The organism is Paracoccus sp. (in: a-proteobacteria) (genome assembly GCF_035556475.1).
Lineage (GTDB): Bacteria > Pseudomonadota > Alphaproteobacteria > Rhodobacterales > Rhodobacteraceae > Paracoccus.
In genome coordinates this window covers 1-19,841 of record NZ_DATMFA010000082.1, presented here as the reverse complement: position 1 = coordinate 19,841, position 19,841 = coordinate 1, and the positions used below count along the sequence as shown (strand labels likewise).

Genomic DNA, 19,841 nt, shown 5'->3' with positions numbered 1-19,841 from the left:
AATGCGTCTACCTGCACGCCTGGGAGACCGGGTCGCAGGCAAAAGCCGCCATCGGATCTTGGATCACCTTCTACAACCATCGGCGGCCACACACTGCCCATGGCGGGTTGCCCCCCGCCGTGGTCTACTTCAACAGGATCGAAACCGACCGGCAGGCACAGGCAGTAGCTTAAACATCCCCGAAATCTGTCCAAGGATCGGGGAGTAGCTCAAAGCACAACTGACCGGGTTTCCGGCGAATTCGCTGCACTGTCTGCATGCAGCTTCAGACGATGTCGTGGCGAGGGAGAGAACGCACCGCCTCGACCCGGAGCCGTCAATAAGGAACCGCTTTCATCGCGCAGCCACATCCAAGGAGCTTGCCGAGGACGGATCCAAGCATGCCGATCTGGGATCGGAGCAGGATACCTCGCGCCGAGGTTGCCGCATTTCTGGGTCGAGGTTGAGATCCAACACAACGGAACGGGCGAAAACCCGGTGTCAGATGATGCGATATTCTTCGACGACTGCTGGCTCGATCCGCAGGGGCGGTTCGATTAGGGTAGGATACGCAGCCGCCAGAACCTGGGAGGCAGGATGACCAAACACAGGATCTTCACCATCAGCTTCGCCAGCGTCTATCCGCTCTATGTGGCAAAGGCAGAGAAAAAGGGCCGAAGCCGCGGCGAGGTCGATGAGATCATCCTCTGGTTGACCGGCTATGGCCCAGAGGAACTGGTGGCGCGATTGGAGGACCGAACGGATTTCGAGACGTTCTTCGCTCAAGCCCCGAGACTGAATCCGGCGCGTTTCCTGATCAAGGGCGTGGTCTGTGGAATCCGGGTTGAGGAGATCGACGATCCACTCATGCGCGAGATCCGCTATCTCGACAAGCTGATAGATGAACTGGCGAAAGGGAAGCCGATGGAAAAGATCCTGCGGAAAGCGTGACCTGCCGCGAATGGGGTCATATGCGCGATCTTGGTTCGCTTGACGACCGCCATCGGTCGCGGCCTTGCTCAGTCTGGCCCAAACCGGCCGCAGCCGATGGCGGAGAACGCACGGGTTGCGAAGCTGTGTTTTACGGAAACCGGCGTTCGCCTGCGCTCCCGGGTCAGCAATAACGCTCCACGAAGGCAATCTGCTGATCGCCATAGCGGTCGCCATGGGCAAATCCCGCCGGAAGGATGGGCTCGATTTCCGCGATATCCCCGTCCGCGAGGTCGGGAATCTGCCAGTCGCGCAGGTGATCCGCCCGGCGCGTCCCCGGGATCGGGATGATGTGGTCGCCCTGTGCCAGAATCCAGGCCAGCGCCGCCCCCGGGACCATCCAGTCGCGCGCGGCACAGAACTCACGGAAGGGCGCGATGGCGGCGAGGTTGGCCGAAAAGTTCGGCTCGGTGAAACGCGGGTTGGTGTCTCGGAAATCAATGCCGGCGCGGAAATCCCGTTTCAGCGGTTCGCGCCCGAACATGCCGCGCCCCAAGGGGGAAAACGCGACGAAGGCGACGCCCAGCTCACGGCAAGTCTGGATCAGGCCCAGTTGCGGCAGCCGCGTCCAAAGCGAGAACTCGTTCTGAACGGCGGTTACGGGGTGTACGGCATGGGCACGGCGCAGGGTCGAGGGCGCGATCTCGGAGAGGCCATAGCCGCCGATCTTGCCTTCCTGCACCAGGCGCGACATCGTCCCGGCCAGATCTTCGACAGGGATCTCGGGCTGGCGGCGGTGGATGTAGTAAAGATCCACATGATCGCGCTTCAGCCGGCGCAGCGATTCCTCGAGGCATTGGCGGATATAGGGTTCGTCATTGCGCACGCTGCGCTGCGGTCCGCTGACGATGCCGCATTTCGTGGCCAGATGCACGTCCCGCCGCCCCCATTTGCCGAGGATCTGCTCCGATACCCCCATGCCGTAGATATTGGCGGTGTCGAAATGGCTGATGCCGGTATCCACCGCCGCGTCGAGGCAGGCCAGAGAGGTCGCCTCGTCCGTAGGGCCGAAGATCCCGCCAAAGCTCATCGTGCCGAAGCCGATGGCGCCGACATTGCGATTGCCGAGCCGTCTCTGTTCCATTCCTGTCTCCTCTGCCCAACGGTGCGGCAGGGAACCGCGTCGCATCCCCTCCGTCAAGCGAAAGCGACCGCGCATCGGGATGCATGTTCGCCCCACGCGGTTGATCCTGCCCGCTGGCGAGAGGTTCGCACTGCGCAAGAATGAGTGACCCCGAGAAGCAAGAAACGAGGTGCGTTGAGCGACGAGCGAAAGGGTGCGCGCCAGTCACCTCACGACTTCCGCCACGATGCCGCGTCGATCCGAAATGAGCCGTTACTTTCGCGAATCGCGTCGCGATCGGGCGGGCCGCCCCCTACCCAACCCTGCGGGCGAGTTGCCGGCAACGCCGACAAGGCCTTATCTGGTCCCGAATGGACAGGGATTCGCCTGAGATATCCATGCGTTGCAGCGACAAGCTCCATCTCCGCATCGAGGGACCAAGCGGAAGACACACTGACCGAGAGTGCCTTCCCAAAAATTTGTGCTTCAATTTCATCCACTTGCTTTTTATCCGCGGGAAGCTTCCTTGCGGACGCGCGCGCCTTCTTGCTGTTTTGGAAAGAAAATCATTGCCCGAACGGGTCGATCATGTCACCACTGACGGCAACGCTAAAGACCGTTGAAATCGGCAAGAAGCGACGAGCGGCCGGGCAGTGAGGCAGAATATGAACGAGCATAACCCCGTCAGGGCATCCCGTCATGCCATTTCCATTGACCAGATAAGTGCGTATGCCGACAAGCTGGCGCGCTCGCTCGATGAAGAAATGCGGAAAGCTTACAGGCCTACGGAGCGCAAAAGCCTCCGTCTCTTCAGCGTAGCCGAGCTTGTCGAACTGACGGGTATCCCGGCGAGCACCATCCGGTCGAAGCATAATGGCGGCGCGTTCCCCGAGGTCGAAACCGACTCGCGCGGGCATCGCTTCTACACCGCCGAGCAGATCGACCAGATCCGCACCATCATGGCCCAAGGCAAAAACGGTGCCCAATACAGGCCGGGCCGGCGCAGTGGCGACGAGATGCAGGTCATCTCGGTGGTCAATTTCAAGGGTGGTTCCACCAAGACCACGACCACGATCCATCTGGCGCAGCGCTATGCCCTTCGTGGCTATCGTGTGCTGGTGATCGACATGGATCCGCAGGCCTCGCTGTCGACCTTTTTCGGCTACCGGCCCGAACTGGATTTCGACCTGCCGGGAGAACTAACCATCTACGACGCCATCCGCTATGACGATCCCGAGGCGGGAATGCGGCGCGCGCCGATCAACGAGGTCATCCGCAAGACCTATTTCCACAATCTCGACATGTGCCCCGCAAGCCTCATGCTCTCGGAATACGAGACCGAGACCGCCAATGCCCTGAGCCAGGGCGGACGCAGCACGCATTCGCTTTTCGCCATCCGCCTCGGCGAGGCTCTGCAGGTGGTAAAGGACGATTATGACATCGTGCTGATCGACTGCCCGCCGCAGCTGGGCTTCATCACGCTGACCTCGCTCTCGGCATCGACGGGACTGATCGTCACCGTCGTCCCCGGCATGCTTGATATCGCCTCCATGAGCCAGTTCCTGAAGCTCGCCACCGAGACCATGCAGGTCATCTCGGCCAAGACCGGTCTCAGGAGCGAATGGGACTTTGTCAAGTTCCTGATCTCACGCTTCGAACCGAATGACGGCCCCCAGATGCAGATGGCGGGCTATCTTCGCTCGATCCTGGGCAGCGACGTTCTCTTCAACCCGACCCTGAAGTCTACTGCGATCTCTGACGCTGGCATGACCCAGGAGACGATCTATGAGGTAGATGGCCGCTCCATGGTCAAGTCGACCCTCGACCGCGCGCTCACGTCGATGAATGCTGTCGCAGGCGAGATCGAGGACATCATCCAGACAAGCTGGGGGCGCTGATGGCACGCAAGCTCTTCGGCATGATCGAGAATGCCCCCGACCCCGTAAAGGAAGGGGCGAAGTCCATCATATCCGCAGATAAGCCGCGAGTTGCGGCTGACTCGGGCGGGTCGATGCTGGCGACCAGCCGGCTCAGCGCCGGTCTGATGGAGCTTCATTCCAATACGATCCGAGACCTTAATCCTGCTTCGATCAGCGAAGGCGGGTTGCGCGACCGGATTGCGCTTGACGACGACGGCATAGCTGAACTCGCGGATTCAATCCGCGCCAATGGCCAGCATGTCCCGATCATGGTCCGGCCCCTGCCCGGCCATACCGACCGATTCCAGATCGTCTATGGCCGGCGCCGTCTCGCGGCGATCCGGCTCATCGGTAATCTGCCTGTCCGTGCCATCGTCCGCAGCCTCAAGGACGAAGAGGCAATCATTGCTCAGGGGCAGGAGAACAACCAGCGCCTCGACCCATCCCATATCGAGCGAGCACTTTTCGCCCTGGAGTTGCGACAGGCTGGCTATTCTACCGAAGTTATCCAGCAGGCCGTCGGGCTCGACCGTTATTCCGTCTCGCGCTACATCAAGGTGGCACAGGACATTCCGATGTCGGTTATCGAGGCGATTGGGGCGGCGCATGATATCGGCCGCCGCTACTGGCGGGAGTTTGGCGACCTGCTGCTCGCTGCGGGGAAGGCAGGCGAGGCAGCAGTCATTGGACTGCTCACTGACGCCTCTGCACAGTCCATGAGCAGCGCCGAGCGCTTCCATCTGGTGCTGGGTCATCTAAAAGGCGGCAGGGAGGAGGTCTTACAGCCCTCAGGCGCAGATCCTACGCCGACCGCCACAACCAAATCGCAATTGAGCCGCGGCTCAACACGGGCCAAATTCGGCCGCAAGGGCATGGCCCGCGTTGAGATGAAGGCCGATGACAGGGCCGTTTCCCTGACCGTAAGGGTCAAGGATAGCCCGGAATTCAGTGCCTGGTTGCGAAAACACGCGGAAAGCGTGGTCGCAGACTTGGAGAAGCGCTGGATTGAGGAGGGGAAGGGCGGCTGATCGCCCTTCTTGCAAGACAGGCAACCGCAACAACGAGCAGAAAGGACGCGAACGGAGACCACATAAAAGAAGAGCCCCCCGAAGTCACCTCCGGAGAGCCCTGATCGAGTTTCTAGCAATTCCCGATTAGCAGCAATTCCGGCGCAACGTCAAGAACAACCACCTTGGTGGATTGATATTTCATGGTCTTTTTCGGGAGAAACGGCCCGGAAAGCACGGCCATGGGGTGATTTCGCGCATCTTCACGGCTCCCGCGATAACAAATGGCAGTTTTTCAGGAGATCTCCCGGGCCCATGGCATCGGGATGGGAGAGGTCATGCCAGTCCCGGGCATGGCAGAGGTCTGGCAGGTCTATCGGTGCCTGACAGAAATCCGCAGCGAGATTGGCCTGGGTCATCAGGTGCTGGCCACCTTGCGTGCGCTGCTCAGCTTCCTCAAGGAAGGGCAACCGGCAATGGTCTATGCCGCGAACAGGACTATCCAGGCGCGCGCTGAAGGCCGTCCCGAGCGCACCATCCGCAGGCACCTCTCCGAGCTCATCAAGATCGGACTCATCTCCCGGCGCCAGAGCGCCAATGGCAAGCGTGGCCGGATAGAGAGCCCCGAGGGCGCCTCCGAGGCATTCGGGCTTGATCTCTCTCCCCTCCTCCGCGCCAGCCAGCAGATCATCACCGCAGCCGCCGAAGCACAGCGAGAGAAGCAGGCGATTGCTTTTCAGCGCAAGCGTCTCTCCGCATTGATCTGGCGCGCTGGTTGCACCACGGTCCAATCAACCATCCTTGACGAATTGCGCCCGATGCTAAGGCGCAAACTTGGCTCGCTTGCCCTGGCGGGTGCCTGCAAGCGACTCGAGACGCTGATCGCCGACGCTGAAGCGCAAGCCCATGCGGCTGCACTCGCGTTGACCAATCAGGAAGCCGATACCCCCCTGCCCTCTTCGGAACGCCCCCAACCCGCCTCGCCCTGCCCTGCCGGCAATGAGCTGTCCGTCCCTCCCTGCCCTGCACATACGAAGTCTTTGGCCGCCAATGACGGCAAAAATGACCGGCACAAGAACAGAACGGAAAAGAAAATATCTGATTCTGAACGCGCTGTAATGCGCGAAGCCATCAACGCAAGCGATCCGCGAATGCTCGAGAAGATCATTGATTCAAATCCCGACCTCGCGACCTGGAGTAGCGAACGACCGAGAAGTTGGTTCGAAGTGGAGGAACTCGCCTTCAGGATCGGGGAATGGAGCGGCATCGGACGAGACCTCCTGATCGCAGCGATAAAACGCATCGGGCGCCGAGAAAGCGCGATCCGTCTGTTGGCTCTTGGCCGATCTTCCGTAGAAATCCGCAATCTGCCTGCTTATTTCAACGCGATTACTGTTGGTCGAAAGGCCGCGAGCTACGATCCGTTACGCCTGATCTTTGGTCCAGAGCCCGCTGCCATCGGATGTTGAGCCGCGGTGCAACTCAGCAAGTGCATAGACAAAGAAAGGGGGCGCGGTTTCTCCGAGGTAATATTGCTTTGAAGGGATCCTCTAGTTCAGCGTTTTTACCGGATTACTACACCATGGTCTGTTAGAATTAGGCTTGCAGGCAAGTGAAATCTCATCAACCGCGACGTCTGATCCGGCAGGGGACGTGATCAGACGTGCAGCACGATTCTCAGTCTCACTCCTTCTGTCGTTTAAGTTGAGCCGCGGTACTAAGGTAGGAGCTGACAATTGCGCCGCGGTTCAACATTGCGATTACGACCGGCGCAACCAACTAATCAGTTTAACACCCAAGCAGATCAAGGGGCAGGCAATCGCTTCTCGTGGCAAGAGACAGATAGGCGATTCAGCGCCCCACGACGAAGATAGCAGGGCGCGCCTCCAGTCAGCACAGACATATTTTAGGTACTGACCGAGTGGCACTACGCGCCAGTTCACCGTCATTCAGGTTAAATTCGATGGCACTGGTAGTATAATGGATCAGGTTCTGGCAGATCTGGCGCTGGTCGGCGCCGCCGGCGGCGCATCGACGGATATGGGTTCAGTCAGTCAGAGGGCAACGTAGAGCTGTCGGTATCTGTCTCCGAAGGAGTAGCATGATCATGGCTGATATTTCTGAACCCTCCGCGCTGGCTCTAGTGCCTTTTGTCAGCGTCGCCAAGATGATGGCGCTGATTCACCATCGGGGACTTGCCACCGTTCTGGCTGAGTTGACGGATGCCATCGAGGCCGAGTTCCACCGCTGGCCAGAGTTCGACAAAACCCCGCGCGTCGCAGCCCATTCCGCAAACGGCGTGATCGAGCTGATGCCGGCCGCCGATCACGAAAGCTATGGATTCAAATATGTGAATGGCCACCCATTGAACACCCGGCTTGGGTATCAGACGGTGACGGCCTTTGGCGTATTGTCGCGGGTGGATAACGGCTATCCTGCTCTTGACCGAGATGACGCTGCTGACGGCACTGCGTACGGCCGCGACTTCTGCCATGGTCGCGCGGAAACTTGCGCCGCCCGATGCGAGGATCATGGCGATGATCGGCAATGGGGCGCAATGCGAGTTCCAGGCCGAGGCGTTCCGTGCGGTTCTGGGGATCCGGCAACTGCGGCTATATGACGTCGATGCAAGTGCCACACGGAAGGCGGCGAAGAACCTTGGTGCCGCGGGCTTCGACGTGTAGGTCTGCACGACCTCTCAGGAAGCGGTGGCCGGGGCGCAGATAATCACGACCTGCACGGCGGACAAGCAGTTCGCGACCATCCTCACCGACAACATGGTGGGGGAGGGGGTTCATCTGAACGCCATCGGCGGCGACTGTCCGGGCAAGACCGAGTTGCATCCCGATATTCTGAAGCGTGCTAGCACCTTCGTCGAGTATCTGCCGCAAACCCGGATCGAGGGTGAGATCCAGCAGATGCCCGAGGACTATCCCACGACCGAGTTTTGGAGAGTTGTTACCGGTCAGAGTGCGGGCAGGCGCAGCGCGGCCGAGATCACCCTTTTCGACAGCGTGGGGTTCGCGGTCGAGGATCTTGCGGCGCTGAAATATATCCACGGGCTGGTCCGTGACGACAAGGATATCGCCATGCTCGATCTACTGGCCGACCCCGATGATCCGCGCGATCTCTACGGCATGCTGCAGCGCGCCGGGGGCGGCACCCAGCAAGGTTGACAGGATCTCACCCGCAGGGCGGCGTCAGGCGGGGGCCCGTGCCGGGCAATCGTTGAGGCTTGTCAGGTCCGCCCGGCACCGGCCTTGCGGTATTGCGGTATTGCGCCGACAGCCAGTCCAGAAAGACCCGCAGCCGGGGTGAAAGCTGGTGCGTGTGCAGGTAAAGCGCGTGGACGGGCAGGGGCCGTGGAGGATTGTCCGGCAGCACTTCGACCAGCGCGCCTTGTGTCAGCTCACGCTCGACCCGGTAGCGCGGTACTTGTACCAGCCCCAGACTGGCGCAGGCCGATGCGATATTGGTTTCGGCGCCGGTGATCGTGATCACCGAGGGTAAGGTCATCTCATGAATCCTGCCCTCGCAATCGAAGGAAAACGGCGCGACGGTCGGGCTGTCGGGTGCGAGCAATCCTACCATCCGGTGTCCATGCGTCAGATCCTCGACACGCCGAGGCGTCCCATGGCGCGCCAGATAGTCAGGACTGGCAAAGGTTCCGCGCTCCAATTCCGCCAGTTTTCGGCTGATCAGCGTCGAATCTCCAAGCTGCCCGGCTCGGACAATACAGTCATAACCCTCCCGAAGCAGATCCAGGGGTTCATGGCGCTCGGTGATATGCAGATGCAGTTCGGGATAGCGACTCAGGAACTCGGGCAGTCCGGGGATCAGGAAATGCCGCGCTTCGGTGCCATGCAGGTCGACGCGCAATTGGCCCGACGGCTTCGCCCCGCTGAAGGCAGCTTCGGCATCTTCGATGTCCGAGATGATCCGCAGGCATCGCTGATAATAGGCTTCACCGTCCAGCGTCGGACGAACGACACGGGTGGTCCGCTCCAGCAGCCGCACACCCAGACGGCGTTCCAGATGGCGCACTGCATCCGTGACCGTCGAGCGTGGCAGGCCCAGATCCTCGGCGGCGAGGGTGAAGCTGCGCCGCTCGGCCACCCGGGCAAAGACCCGCATCGCTTCAATTCGATCCATTGTTCGACATTTCCGGCTAATAATGCCGGATTATGGCCGATTATCTGGAGCGGGGAAAGGAGCATCTTGGCAACATCAGTGGCAGATGCCGCATCGAGAGGATCAGGACCATGACCGACTCAAGGATTGCAATCGTGACCGGGGCATCGCGCGGAATTGGCGCGGCCATCGCGGAACGTCTGGGCTCGGACGGATTTACCGTGATCGTGAACTATGCCGGCAGCGCTGCCGCCGCCGAAGCCGTGACAGCGAGGATCGAGGCCGTGGGCGGCCGTGCCCGGAGCGCGCAGGCCGATATTGCCGATCCCGCGGCGGTTGCGCGCCTGTTCGACACGGCCGAAGCAGCGTTTGGCGGCGTGGATGTGCTGGTGAACAACGCGGGGATCATGAAGCTTTCCCCGCTGGCCGAGGCAGATGACGCATTGATCGACAGCCAGATCGCTACCAACCTGAAAGGCACGATGAATACCCTGCGTGAAGCGGCGAAACGGTTGCGCAAGGGTGGACGGGTCGTCAATTTCTCGACCAGCGTGATAGGCGCGCGGCTGCCCGGCTATGGCCCCTATGCGGCAACCAAGGCTGCGGTCGAAGCTCTGACCGGGATCTTGGCCAATGAAATGCGCGGTCGCGGCATTACCGTGAATGCCGTGGCGCCCGGCCCGACCGCAACGGCGCTGTTTCTCGATGGCAAATCACCGGAGTTGATCGAGCGGATGGCGAAGATGAACCCGCTCGAACGCCTCGGCACGCCCGAGGATATCGCGGCGGCGGTCGCATTCCTTGTTGGCCCGAACGGTGGCTGGATCAACGGGCAGGTGCTGCGCGCCAATGGCGGCATGGTCTGATCCGGCTACGATCCCTGTCCCCGGACTGGTCAGAACAGGGGGAGGTCCGTCACACATATGTAACAGGAGGTCGGTAAGCCCCTCGCATCAGATAGCTCAAAGCGACGGTGGCCATGCGGCTCGGACACATGAAAGCCACGCGCGCGGGTCATTCGGCCTTCGTTTGGAACATCGCCAGAAAACAGGAAGGCAATGAGCGGAGATTTGCCCGCCTCAGAGGCATCAGGTGGGCATAATGCTCAAAAAGCCGCTCAGCAGCACCGAACTTCAGGGAAACCCGACTTCGGCAGTCGACTTCGAAAATGCCTGCTTGTAAGTCATTCCTTGGTAACGGTAGATCCTCCGCAAGTAGTTGCCTTCGGGAGGGACTCCCGCATAGCTAGTTGTTCTGTTTAGCTTCTTCATCAGAGTTTTGAAATGCCTACGTTTATCGTCGACGGCCGCGTGCGCGATGCTGCACGCGTCCTTCTGCCCGAAGACGCACAGGTTGAGGTTCTTGACGTGACCGAAGACCGACCAGATTCGCGCTATCCCGTTGGGCCTAGTCCGATCGGGGCGATCTCGCTGTCGGGCAAAAGCGCGGAGCTGAAGGCGGCCCTTGCTGACGGCCCGCTTGCTCAACTGGGAATAGTGGAACTGGACCCCTCCCGCCCCGAGGCGGGCTCGGCCGACGTCATGCGCCTGCTCATGGGCGAGTTGCAGGCCTCTCGCCGTCAGGCGGGTGAGGCGCGCTCGGTTGCGGCGCAGCTTCGCTCGGAATGCATCGACCTCAAGACGCGCTTGCGCGAGATCGAGAACCTTCTCTACAGCCTCGGCAACCCGCAATTGTCGAGCGCGCTGGCCTGGCAGCCGACCGGATCGATGCAGGTGCTCGCTTCCGGCAGCTCGATCGCGCAGGCATTGCCGATGAATGCCGTCAGCCTTTCGGCCGTGGACCTGTGGTTTCCCCAGGTGATCATGCCCGAGATCGACGGGCTTTCGGTCACGGTCGAGGACGCCTCCGGCGAAGTCCATTCGATGCAGGCCGTCAATCCCGAGATGGGGCTGGAGACGGGCTGGGTCCGCTTTTGCCTGCCCGAGCCGCTGGGCGGGATCGGGCGCGATTGCCGCATCCGCGTAACCTGGACCGGCAGCGGCGAGCTTTCGATTGGACTCGGTCAGCCTGTGCCGGACCATCGCTTCCGCGCGACGTTGGATGTCGGTGTTTCGCCTGATGAAACGCTGGCGCTGCGGGTCTGGCAGTCTCTGGGCGGTGTCCGCCTGCCAAGCTGCGCCCCCGCTTTCGCCAGCCCTCGGGCCGTCGGTATCCGCGAGGCGGAATTCGTGCGGCCTTCCGTCCTGCCCGCGCCCGAGCTTTTCGCGCTGCCGATGACGGCCGGGGACCACGTCTCGACCGCTTATTGGGAAAACGAAGATGCGATCCTCGTTCATCCTTCGCGCAGCGGTCCCGCCTGCGCGATCATCCGGGGGATTGACCTCGCCGGGCTTTCGCATGTTTCGGCGCTGGTGACTGTTGGACATGTCCGGGCCCCTAACCTCAATTTCGCGATCGGGGTCGCGCCGCATGGGGTGGTGGACGAGGACGGCTTCTGGCAGCGGCGGATAGGGCCGTGGGTCACCGGCCTGCCGGCTCGGGGCTGGGGTCAGGCCCATTGCGTTCCTGTCGAGCCGATTACCGGCAAGGCCGACCTGCTGCTGGCCGTCTCGCTCAGCACGGACGTGCCGAATGATCTGAGTTGGGGCCTGTTCCGGGGCTTTCGCTTCGGGCGCTTTGACCCGTCGGTGGAGATATCGGCATGATCCAGGGCAAGCACATCTTCACCTCGATCAGCGCGGCAAGCGGCCCCGCGGGGCGTCGCGCCACGACCGGCACGATCAGCATTGTCGTTCCGATCAAGGGGCATCCCGTGCTGATCGACGATGCCTTCGCCTCGGTCCAGCGCGAGATAGAGGTTGGCGCGATTCAGCGCCTGATCGCGGTGAATGATGGCTGCACCTATGCCGAGACGCTCGAAAGCCTGACGGCCTGGCAGGCGGTGCTGGGCGATCGCATGATCGTCCTGCATTGTCGCAATGCGGGCCTCAGCGCCGCGCGCAATCGCGGCATTGCCGCCGCGATTGCGGCCGATCCCCACCTTGATGCGGTGTTCCTGCTCGATGCCGACAACATGCTGGCGTCGGGCGCCGGCGCGGCGATGCGGGGCCTGCTTGACCGGAACCAGCATGCCGATTGGTTCTATCCCGATTTCGACTTCTTCGGGCAGAACGGCCACTATGTCACCGACCGCGAGCATGAGCTGCTGTTCCACGCTCAGATCAATATCTGCGAGGCGGGCAGCCTGATCCGGCGGCGCGTTTTCGACGCGGGCATTCGCTTTGACGAGGGGATGCGGCGGGGCTACGAGGATTGGGATTTTTGGCTTTCGGCGGCAAAGCAGGGCTTCCGCGGACAGTCCGCTGCCCAGCCTTTGCTGCTCTATCGCAAGCGTCCGGTCAGCATGCTTAGCAATTCGCATGATGCCGATGCCGAACTGCGCCGCTTTCTCGAACAAAAGCATTCCTGGCTGTTCAATACGCCCACGCTGCTGTCGCTGGAGGCTGCGCGCTTTCCCCGCTTTGCGGTGATAGAAGGGGAGGGGCCCACGCTCCGGCTGCAGACCGATCCCAGCCTGGGTCGCGAGGTTTCGCTGCGTGAGTTCGAGCGCCAGATCATCGCGCATTTCGCCGAACCCTTCGCTAACCATGCGCCCGCCTATCTGGTCTTTCTCCGGGAAGGTGTCTCGGTCCGGCTGCTCGAGCAAAAGCTGCTGCACAACTTTTTCTGGAATGCCGAGCGTCGCTGGACTCGCGCGGAAGAGCGGCCGGATCTGGACTTCTTCTATCTTGAGCCGTCGCCTGAAGGGCATCGGATTTCGACCGATTTCGAGGGCGACGATCGGCTGGCCGATGGCGTGGTGGTCGATCTGAACACGGTCTATGAGATGATCACCTCGGCTGCCGAGGATCAGCTGCGCAGGATCGATCAAACGGAGCCCGATTTCCGGGTCCGTCGCTGGTCCATGTCGCTCGAGCAAATGCAGCCGCTGAGCCCGAAGACCGCAAGCGCGCAGGAACTGCTGCGCGGCTTCCTGCTGCAACTCAGCCGCAGCCGCTTTCGGGCCGCGCTGGGTCAGCGCTGGGAATGGCGCGAGCAGGGCGGCGCGATCGACCGCGCCACGGCCGTGCAGATTCCGCGAAAGATCAGCGGTGGCGGCGTGGTCTTTCCGATGCTCAAGAGGGAAGATCAGAAAGATATCGCATTCGTCGTGCCGATCTTCGACTTCGGCGGAGTCGAGAAGGTCGTCACCTCGATCGCGCGCGAGCTTGCGCGGAACGGCTACCGCTGCCACCTGATCGTGGCGAGCGACCGTCCCATTCATCCCGACGGCTGGGCCCTTCAGGCCTTCACCACCGTCAACTGGTTCCCCGATGCAAGCGCCCTCGACTGGACCGGGACCGAGTTTCTTGGCACTGCCGAGCCGAGCTGGGGCAACCCGCATGAAAAGGCGGATCTGATCGGGCTGCTTTCCTCGATGGATGTGGTGGTCAACGCGCATTCGGGCGCGCTGCACAAGGTTGCCGACCATCTGCGGCGCCTTGGCGTGACCATGATCGACCACGAGCATCTGCTGGAGCGCAGCACCTATGGCCGGGACTATGGCCCGCCGAAACTGGCCCTTGCCTATGAATACGCCTATGACCTCATTCTGACCTGTTCGGAGGCCCTGAGGCTCTGGATGCATGGCCACGGCGTTCCGCGTGAAAAGCTGATGGCAGTGGTCAACGCGCCGGGCTATCCGCTGCCGGTGGGGGCGGCCCGGGCCGTGATGCAGAACCGGGCGGCCGCCGATCGCGATGCGCCCCTGCGCGTCCTGTTCATGGGAAGGCTCGATCCGCAAAAAGGCGTCCACCGGCTTTCTACGATCTACCACGCCCTTGCCTTGCGTGCGCCGCAGATCAGTCTGACGATCGCCGGAGGCTCGGTCGTCGATCCGGCCGAGGTCGATTTCTCGTTCCCGCGCAAGACCAACATGCTTGGTCCCGTGCGTGGGCAAGAGGCGTTGACCAACCTTCTGGCCGAGGCGGACGTCATGGTTCTGCCCTCGCACTATGAGGGCTTGCCGCTTTCGGTGCTCGAGGCGCAGCGCTGCGGTGTTGCCGTCATTGCTACCGATGTCGGGGCCATGGACGAGGCGATCGAACACGGAGACACCGGTTTCATCCTGCCCGAGGCAGGGTGCGAGGAAGCCTTCGTGCGCCAGATCCTCGCACTGGACCAAGACCGCGCCCGGCTGGCGCAGGTCTCGCAGAATGCCGCCCGCATGGCGCGCGACTGGTCAACCGCCGTTGCGCCGCTGCTGGCATGGCTTGAGAATGGGGAGGGCGGTCCCACCGCCGCGGAGGATCAGGTGGAGCAGATTGATTTATGCAGGAGCTTGATTTGACTACGATCTATGATGCCGCGATGCGCAATTTCATGGCAGCGGCCGATATTCTTGAGGCCCTTCAGGCCACCCGTCTCGACCTTCTCAGCGAGGCGCGCACCGGTCTTGTCGGCCGCCCGCGTCTGGGGCTGGGCGGCGGCTACAACAATGTCACGCCCAATTTCGGGGCGTGCCTTCCGACCAATGGCCGCGCCGAGATCCTGTCGGCCGAAGGCGGTGCGGGGATCGAACTGCGCGGCACCGGCGCCGAATGGATGACGCTGGAAGGAACGCTGAACACCCGGGCACCGGCCGAGCTTTGCTATGTCGAGATGCAGGCGACGGCTGACCGGCCGCTGGTTGCAGACCTTTTCCTCAGGGAGTTCCTCGACGACGGGTCGGTGCGCGATATCGGACATCAGGAGTGTCATGTCGAGACCGGCAATGTCGCCGTCTGCAAGCTGGAACTGCCCGAGCTGGCCGATGATGTGACGGGTCGGCGGATCATCGCACATCTGCGTCAGCCTGCCTCGCGGATCATCCTCGACCGTCTGGCCGTTACACTGGCCTGATCTGGTGGCATTCGCGGCGACAAAGGCATTCTGCAACCCAGAGGGGCTCCCGGCATGCAGATGAATATGGATTTTTGCTTTGTGGACGATCATCGGGTCCTCGCCGTCACCGGCTGGACGACCGAGGCGCGGCCATTGCTGCGCGTTCACGTCGATGATGTTGTTCTGACCCCTGTTCGGGTCGCGCGCCATGTGCGCCGCGACCTGCGCAGTTCCGAACCCCTCGGCGTGATCGCGCTCTTCTCTCTTTCCGGGTTGCCGGAGGGGGTGGATATCGCAAAAGCCACGATCCATCTGGCCGAGGGCAATCACTTCAACGAGATCCGAAACGATCGCCTTCGCGAGGATGCGCGGCGGCTGGTCGAGGTCGGTGTCGACGAGGTGTTCTTTGCCATGCTGCGTCTTGTCGCCCAGCGACATCTGGTCCTGTCGGATCAGGATACCGGGCGCGAGATCTGCGCCCGCCTGCGTGCGGCCCCCTCGGCCGCGCGCGAAACCGAAAACCATGTTCTCGGGGTGGATCGCTGCCAGATGACCGAGCAGGGGCAGGGTGTGGTCATCGGCTGGTTCATGCCGGCCAGCGCCTCGGCCGAGCCGCTTTGCGCGCTCGTGGTTGAGGACGAGATGGTCGCCCCGGTCGAGCTGCTTCCGGGCAGTATGTCCCGCGCGGATCTGTCGGGATATGCCTCGCGCTACCGCTTCACCGGGCGCGACGGCTATGGCGGCGGGTGGCACTTTCCGTCACGCCCCTCGGGTCCGGCGCGACTGCTGCTGATGGTGCCGGGGGAACATTTCCTCCCCGGCGTGCTGGTTCCGGTCGAGGCGGCCGAGCCGGCCGATCTCGCCCAGAACGTAACGGTTGCGAGCCTCGGGATCGAGGATATCGCCGACCGGGCGCGCCTGCGTTCGGCCCTGCTGCCGAACGCCCTGTCGCATTCCCAGCCGCAGGAGCCAGCCGGTGTCGAGAATGAAACCTCGGGCGAGACGCTGCTGATCCTGGATCACGACCTTGCGGATACCGACCTGCGCGATGTCCTGCGCCGGATCGGCCCACACCTTCCCGGCCGGCTGCGCCTTCATCTGCTGCGCCCGCGCCTGAATATGGCGCTGCGCAACGGAATTGACGGCGCATCGCGCGAGATTACCGCGGGGCTGGAGCTTGAAGGCGCGTCTCTTGGCATCACGCGCCCTGCGATCATGCCCGGCCGGGTGGTCTTTGCCCGAAGCGCATCCCTGTTCCAGTTCGATCCCGAGGTGCTTTTCGCCCCTGACCAGAGCGACGCACAGGTCATGCTGCTCGATCCGATCGGCACCGTGCTGGGCAGTCCGGCGGCCGAGGTCGAGCGCTTCGCCCGCGACCTGCTGCCCTTTGCGCTGTCAATGCGGGGCGCAGATTTCTTCAATCTGCTGGACCATATCCCGCATTGCTTCCTGACCGAGGAGGCGCGGCTTCGGCTTCTCGCCGAAGCGTTGATGACTGCCGGGGATGCCCAAATGCATCGCGCCGATATCTACCGCTATTTCGAGGGCAAATCCGGCCCCCATTGCCAGAATTTCGCCGATGGTCGGGACTGGCACGCCTATGACGCCGAAAGCCGGCATCTGATCGAGAGGGCAGAGCTAGCATGAGCCGCACCGTCATCGTCTCCCATTCCCATCCCAACCTGCGCTATGGCGGCGGTGAGGTCGCGGCCTATCGCCAGTTCGAGCATCTTTTGTCGCTGGGACAGGACGTCTTCTTCGTCGGATCGACCATCGGCCCCGAGGACAGCGCGAAGTTCTTCGGCCCAAGCCAGCAGGTCGTCAGCTTCGGCCCGCGCGATTTCTGCCTGCGCGGCCGTGGCATGGATTCCTTCACGATGGAACACGCCGACATCCGCGACGAGGACTGGATCTTCGAGTTTCTCCTTGCCCTGCAGGGGGACGTCTATCACTTCCATCACTTCTGGAATATCGGCGCGGGCACGATCCGGCGCCTTCGCGCCGCCCTGCCGGATGCCAAGTTCATCTGCACCCTGCATGAGCTGACCGCGATCTGCGCGAACCACGGCCAGATGGTCAAGCGGTCGGGCGAGCTTTGTTATGCCTCGAGCGAGGTCGCCTGCGCCGCCTGTGTCGCGCGGCCGCCGATCGACTTCGTGCTGCGCAAGGCCCGCATGATCGAGATGCTGGATCTTTTCGATCACCTGCTTTCCCCCAGCGAGTTCCTGCGGCTCCGCTTCGAGGACTGGGGGGTCGCTCCCGGCCGGATCGTGGTGATCGAGAACGGTCTGGATCATCACGACGCCAGCGCGCGGCCTGAAACCAGCGCCGAATTGCTGGCCAAGTCGGGCCGCTTTGCCTTCTTTGGCCAGGCCACGCCGACCAAGGGTCTTGATGTCCTGGTCCGGGCCGCCGAGCTGATCGCGGCTCGCGGGGAGGAGTTCGAAACTCCCCTCAGCATCGAGATCCACGGTGTGGACAAGGAAAGCTTCACGCAGATGTGGCCCGATATCGAGCTGCCCGATTGCATCCATTTCCGCGGCCGCTATCGTCCGCAGGATTGCGTGGACATCATGCGCGCCTATGGCTGGATCATCATCCCGTCGGTCTGGTGGGAAAACTCCCCGGTCGTGATCCAGGAGGCCCGCGCCGCCCGCACGCCGATGATCGCTTCGGATATCGGGGGCATGGCCGAGAAGACGGAAGGCTGGGGCATCCAGTTCCGCGTCGCCGATCCGGCCGCCCTCGCTGCGGCAATCCTGTCGGTTCACGGCCAGCCGGAGGTTCTGGCCGAGCACAGGGCCCGCATTACCCCGCCGCTGGATCTGGCGGGCTTTAACGAGGAATGGGTGGAAAGCTGTGAGTTGCGACCGGCCCCTTCCGAGATACGAAAGCTCGTCGGGGTCTGAACCTCACTATTGTTTAATGATCATTAACAGGTTAGCGCTCACTGCTTGCAGAAAGGTAAGAAAATCATGAAGATCGGGCTACTCTGGCAAAGCGCCGACTGCGGCCTCTATTCCAATGCCGACTTCGATTCACTCTACAAGAAGATTGGGCACAACAACGGTAATCTGGCCTTCGTCCACGCGGTGAAGAGCCAGATAGAAGCTGCCGAAATCAAATTCTATCCTTGGCATGTCAGCCCCAAGGTGCTGAACGAAAGCGTCGATTACGTGGTTTTCCCTGCGGCAAACCAGCTTGGGAATCACACTGATCTCGGCGGATTGGCGAAGAGCCTCGCGCAGGTGACGAAGCCTATCGTTGCGATCGGCCTCGGCGCGCAGGCGCCGGAATTCGGGGCTGACATCGAATTGACCGAAGGCACGCGGGCCTGGCTTGATGTTCTGATCGAAAATGGCCAGCGCCATGGCATCCAGAACATCTATACCCGTGGGCCGTATACCTCGGCGCAGATCCAGAAGTTGACCGGCGCTGAAACCCTCGCGAATGGCTGCCCGTCGCATTTCATCAACCCGCGCCCGGACCTTGGCAAACAGATCCAACAAAACTGGGAATCCAAGCCGTTGCCGCAGCGGATCGCTGTCGCCGGCGGCCATGAGGCCTGGCTCGACACGCGCGATATCGAGCAGCAGCTGATCGCGATGATGATGGATCCCATGTTCCCCGGCATCTATATCGTGCAGTCCATGGGCAGCATGATCAAGATTTCGCGCGACCTGTTCGATGACATCGATCCCGGCGCGTTGAAGAACATTCACCAGCATACCGTGCCGCATTACACGGTTGATGAGTTCAAGATCTGGGCGCGGAACTATGCCCGGTCCTATTACGATGTCGCGGCCTGGATGGACGAACTCCGCCGCTATGATCTGCTGATCGGTCCGCGGTTCCACGGCGCGCAGCTTGCCATTCAGGCCGAGCGGATGGCCTGCACGATCACGGTCGACACCCGGACTGAGGAGATGTGCCGCGAGACCGGGGTGCCGTATCTCCGTTCCAGCGACCTCAAGGAGCCGCTGACGCGCAAGCGCCTGAAGAAGCTGATCAAGTTCGACGGTGCGGCCTATGACAAGCATCGTGCGATGAAATGCGCGCGTTATGTCGACTTCCTGAACGGGGCCGGTCTGAAACCTGCGGCATATCTCATGGATATTGCTGCGGCGGGTGCTCCGGCCAAAGCCGGCGAACCGGTTGTTGCCTGAACGTCAGTCGGTCCCCGGGCGGTGGTTTTGCCGCCCGGGGGACGCGCGCCCAGACGCATGAACGCATATCGCCATCTGCACGCCCCCGAAGACGGTTTCGTCTTTCTTGTGACCTATGGTCGCTCGGGATCGACGCTGACGCAGAATTTGCTCAACGCCATTCCGGGCTATGTCATCCGGGGCGAGAACGGCAACCTGACGCATTTCTTCTCGCGCGCCATAGATATCGTCGCCAATGACGACATGTATCGCTGGCGGCGCGAGGATCTGCCGAAGCCACGGCACGAGCGGCGGCCCTATCTTCGCCCGATCCTCGGCAAGCCCTTCGATCCCTGGGCGGGTGCCGAGCGGGTCGATCCCGACGACTTCGCGCTTTCGCTGATGGATCTTTTCGTCAAGAAAGTCTTGCGGCCTCCGAAAGACTGTCGGGTCAGCGGCTTCAAGGAAATCCGGTTTCACGAGGATCCGCCATTCTTCCGCAAGCACATGGACGTCCTGCGCACCGTCTTTCCGAAGGCGAGGATCATCTTCCAGCACCGCAAGCTCGAGGATGTCGCACGCTCGGGCTGGTGGAAGAACCAGCCCCAGGCCGAGGTCATCTCGCAACTCGGGCAGGCTGATCGCATGTTCCTCTCTTATGCGAAAGATCACCCTGACTGCTGCCATGTGGTGAGCTATGACAAGCTGGTTGCGGACAAGGCCC

15 protein-coding genes and 1 pseudogene are annotated in these 19,841 nt (G+C 62.0%); 14 read left to right on the top strand and 2 right to left on the bottom strand.

What is annotated here, in order from left to right; all coding sequences use genetic code 11:
- The first annotated feature begins 11 nt into the window (after positions 1–11).
- The gene (locus tag VNQ78_RS10630; protein ID WP_414694058.1) at positions 12–173 is read left to right on the top strand and encodes an integrase core domain-containing protein; all 162 of its coding nucleotides are present in this window, start codon (positions 12–14) and stop codon (positions 171–173) included.
- A gap of 403 nt (positions 174–576) precedes the next feature.
- Positions 577–930 carry a DUF2200 domain-containing protein gene (locus VNQ78_RS10625; RefSeq protein ID WP_325689462.1) on the top strand — a complete coding sequence of 118 codons (354 nt, stop codon included), beginning with the start codon at positions 577–579 and terminating at the stop codon, positions 928–930.
- Positions 931–1,093: 163 nt separating this feature from the next.
- Here VNQ78_RS10625 and VNQ78_RS10620 read toward each other — a convergent pair whose 3' ends face one another.
- On the bottom strand, positions 1,094–2,053 hold the full coding sequence (locus VNQ78_RS10620) for an aldo/keto reductase (protein ID WP_325689460.1): 960 nt from the start codon (positions 2,051–2,053) through the stop codon (positions 1,094–1,096).
- Positions 2,054–2,697: 644 nt separating this feature from the next.
- Here VNQ78_RS10620 and repA point away from each other — a divergent pair.
- The 4 genes and pseudogenes from repA to VNQ78_RS10600 all read left to right on the top strand — a co-directional run bounded on the left by repA (position 2,698) and on the right by VNQ78_RS10600 (position 8,134).
- Complete coding sequence (gene repA / locus VNQ78_RS10615) at positions 2,698–3,930, top strand: plasmid partitioning protein RepA (protein WP_325689458.1); 1,233 nt, start codon at positions 2,698–2,700, stop codon at positions 3,928–3,930.
- Positions 3,930–4,979 (top strand): plasmid partitioning protein RepB, encoded by a 1,050-nt coding sequence (repB, locus tag VNQ78_RS10610; RefSeq protein ID WP_325689456.1) that lies wholly within the window; start codon positions 3,930–3,932, stop codon positions 4,977–4,979. The genes repA and repB overlap by 1 nt, the downstream gene beginning before the upstream one ends.
- Positions 4,980–5,242: 263 nt before the next feature.
- Positions 5,243–6,427 (top strand): helix-turn-helix domain-containing protein, encoded by a 1,185-nt coding sequence (locus VNQ78_RS10605; protein WP_325689454.1) that lies wholly within the window; start codon positions 5,243–5,245, stop codon positions 6,425–6,427.
- A 638-nt stretch (positions 6,428–7,065) separates the two neighbouring features.
- A pseudogene (locus tag VNQ78_RS10600) lies at positions 7,066–8,134 on the top strand (ornithine cyclodeaminase).
- Between the two features lie 7 nt (positions 8,135–8,141).
- Here VNQ78_RS10600 and VNQ78_RS10595 read toward each other — a convergent pair.
- On the bottom strand, positions 8,142–9,110 hold the full coding sequence (locus VNQ78_RS10595; protein WP_325689452.1) for a LysR family transcriptional regulator: 969 nt from the start codon (positions 9,108–9,110) through the stop codon (positions 8,142–8,144).
- A 110-nt stretch (positions 9,111–9,220) separates the two neighbouring features.
- Here VNQ78_RS10595 and VNQ78_RS10590 point away from each other — a divergent pair, with 110 nt between their 5' ends.
- From VNQ78_RS10590 to VNQ78_RS10555, 8 genes are all read left to right on the top strand, one after another.
- A complete protein-coding gene (locus VNQ78_RS10590; protein ID WP_325689450.1) occupies positions 9,221–9,955 on the top strand; it encodes an SDR family oxidoreductase in 735 nt (244 codons plus the stop codon).
- A 417-nt stretch (positions 9,956–10,372) separates the two neighbouring features.
- On the top strand, positions 10,373–11,755 hold the full coding sequence (locus VNQ78_RS10585; RefSeq protein ID WP_325689448.1) for a DUF6212 domain-containing protein: 1,383 nt from the start codon (positions 10,373–10,375) through the stop codon (positions 11,753–11,755).
- Positions 11,752–14,439, top strand: coding sequence for a glycosyltransferase (locus VNQ78_RS10580; RefSeq protein ID WP_325689446.1), 2,688 nt, complete (start codon positions 11,752–11,754; stop codon positions 14,437–14,439). The genes VNQ78_RS10585 and VNQ78_RS10580 overlap by 4 nt, the downstream gene beginning before the upstream one ends.
- Positions 14,436–14,990: a hypothetical protein gene (locus VNQ78_RS10575; RefSeq protein WP_325689444.1), complete on the top strand. Its 555-nt coding sequence runs from the start codon at positions 14,436–14,438 to the stop codon at positions 14,988–14,990. Before VNQ78_RS10580 ends, VNQ78_RS10575 begins: the two co-directional genes overlap by 4 nt.
- A 54-nt stretch (positions 14,991–15,044) precedes the next feature.
- A complete protein-coding gene (locus tag VNQ78_RS10570) occupies positions 15,045–16,619 on the top strand; it encodes a hypothetical protein (RefSeq protein WP_325689442.1) in 1,575 nt (524 codons plus the stop codon).
- Complete coding sequence (locus tag VNQ78_RS10565) at positions 16,616–17,881, top strand: glycosyltransferase (protein WP_325689440.1); 1,266 nt, start codon at positions 16,616–16,618, stop codon at positions 17,879–17,881. Before VNQ78_RS10570 ends, VNQ78_RS10565 begins: the two co-directional genes overlap by 4 nt.
- Positions 17,882–17,947: 66 nt before the next feature.
- The gene (locus VNQ78_RS10560) at positions 17,948–19,138 is read left to right on the top strand and encodes a polysaccharide pyruvyl transferase family protein (protein ID WP_325689438.1); all 1,191 of its coding nucleotides are present in this window, start codon (positions 17,948–17,950) and stop codon (positions 19,136–19,138) included.
- A 57-nt stretch (positions 19,139–19,195) separates the two neighbouring features.
- Positions 19,196–19,841 (top strand): sulfotransferase (locus tag VNQ78_RS10555; protein ID WP_325689436.1); only part of this gene is annotated, 646 nt, incomplete at its 3' end.

Coding starts and splice junctions, on each gene's coding strand:
- VNQ78_RS10590 (WP_325689450.1), top strand. CDS start 9,221: ATGACCGACTCAAGGATTGCAATCGTGACCGGGGCATCGCGCGGAATT.
- repB (WP_325689456.1), top strand. CDS start 3,930: ATGGCACGCAAGCTCTTCGGCATGATCGAGAATGCCCCCGACCCCGTA.
- VNQ78_RS10585 (WP_325689448.1), top strand. CDS start 10,373: ATGCCTACGTTTATCGTCGACGGCCGCGTGCGCGATGCTGCACGCGTC.
- VNQ78_RS10580 (WP_325689446.1), top strand. CDS start 11,752: ATGATCCAGGGCAAGCACATCTTCACCTCGATCAGCGCGGCAAGCGGC.
- VNQ78_RS10620 (WP_325689460.1), bottom strand. CDS start 2,053: ATGGAACAGAGACGGCTCGGCAATCGCAATGTCGGCGCCATCGGCTTC.
- VNQ78_RS10570 (WP_325689442.1), top strand. CDS start 15,045: ATGCAGATGAATATGGATTTTTGCTTTGTGGACGATCATCGGGTCCTC.
- VNQ78_RS10565 (WP_325689440.1), top strand. CDS start 16,616: ATGAGCCGCACCGTCATCGTCTCCCATTCCCATCCCAACCTGCGCTAT.
- VNQ78_RS10625 (WP_325689462.1), top strand. CDS start 577: ATGACCAAACACAGGATCTTCACCATCAGCTTCGCCAGCGTCTATCCG.
- VNQ78_RS10605 (WP_325689454.1), top strand. CDS start 5,243: ATGGCAGTTTTTCAGGAGATCTCCCGGGCCCATGGCATCGGGATGGGA.
- VNQ78_RS10595 (WP_325689452.1), bottom strand. CDS start 9,110: ATGGATCGAATTGAAGCGATGCGGGTCTTTGCCCGGGTGGCCGAGCGG.
- VNQ78_RS10560 (WP_325689438.1), top strand. CDS start 17,948: ATGAAGATCGGGCTACTCTGGCAAAGCGCCGACTGCGGCCTCTATTCC.
- repA (WP_325689458.1), top strand. CDS start 2,698: ATGAACGAGCATAACCCCGTCAGGGCATCCCGTCATGCCATTTCCATT.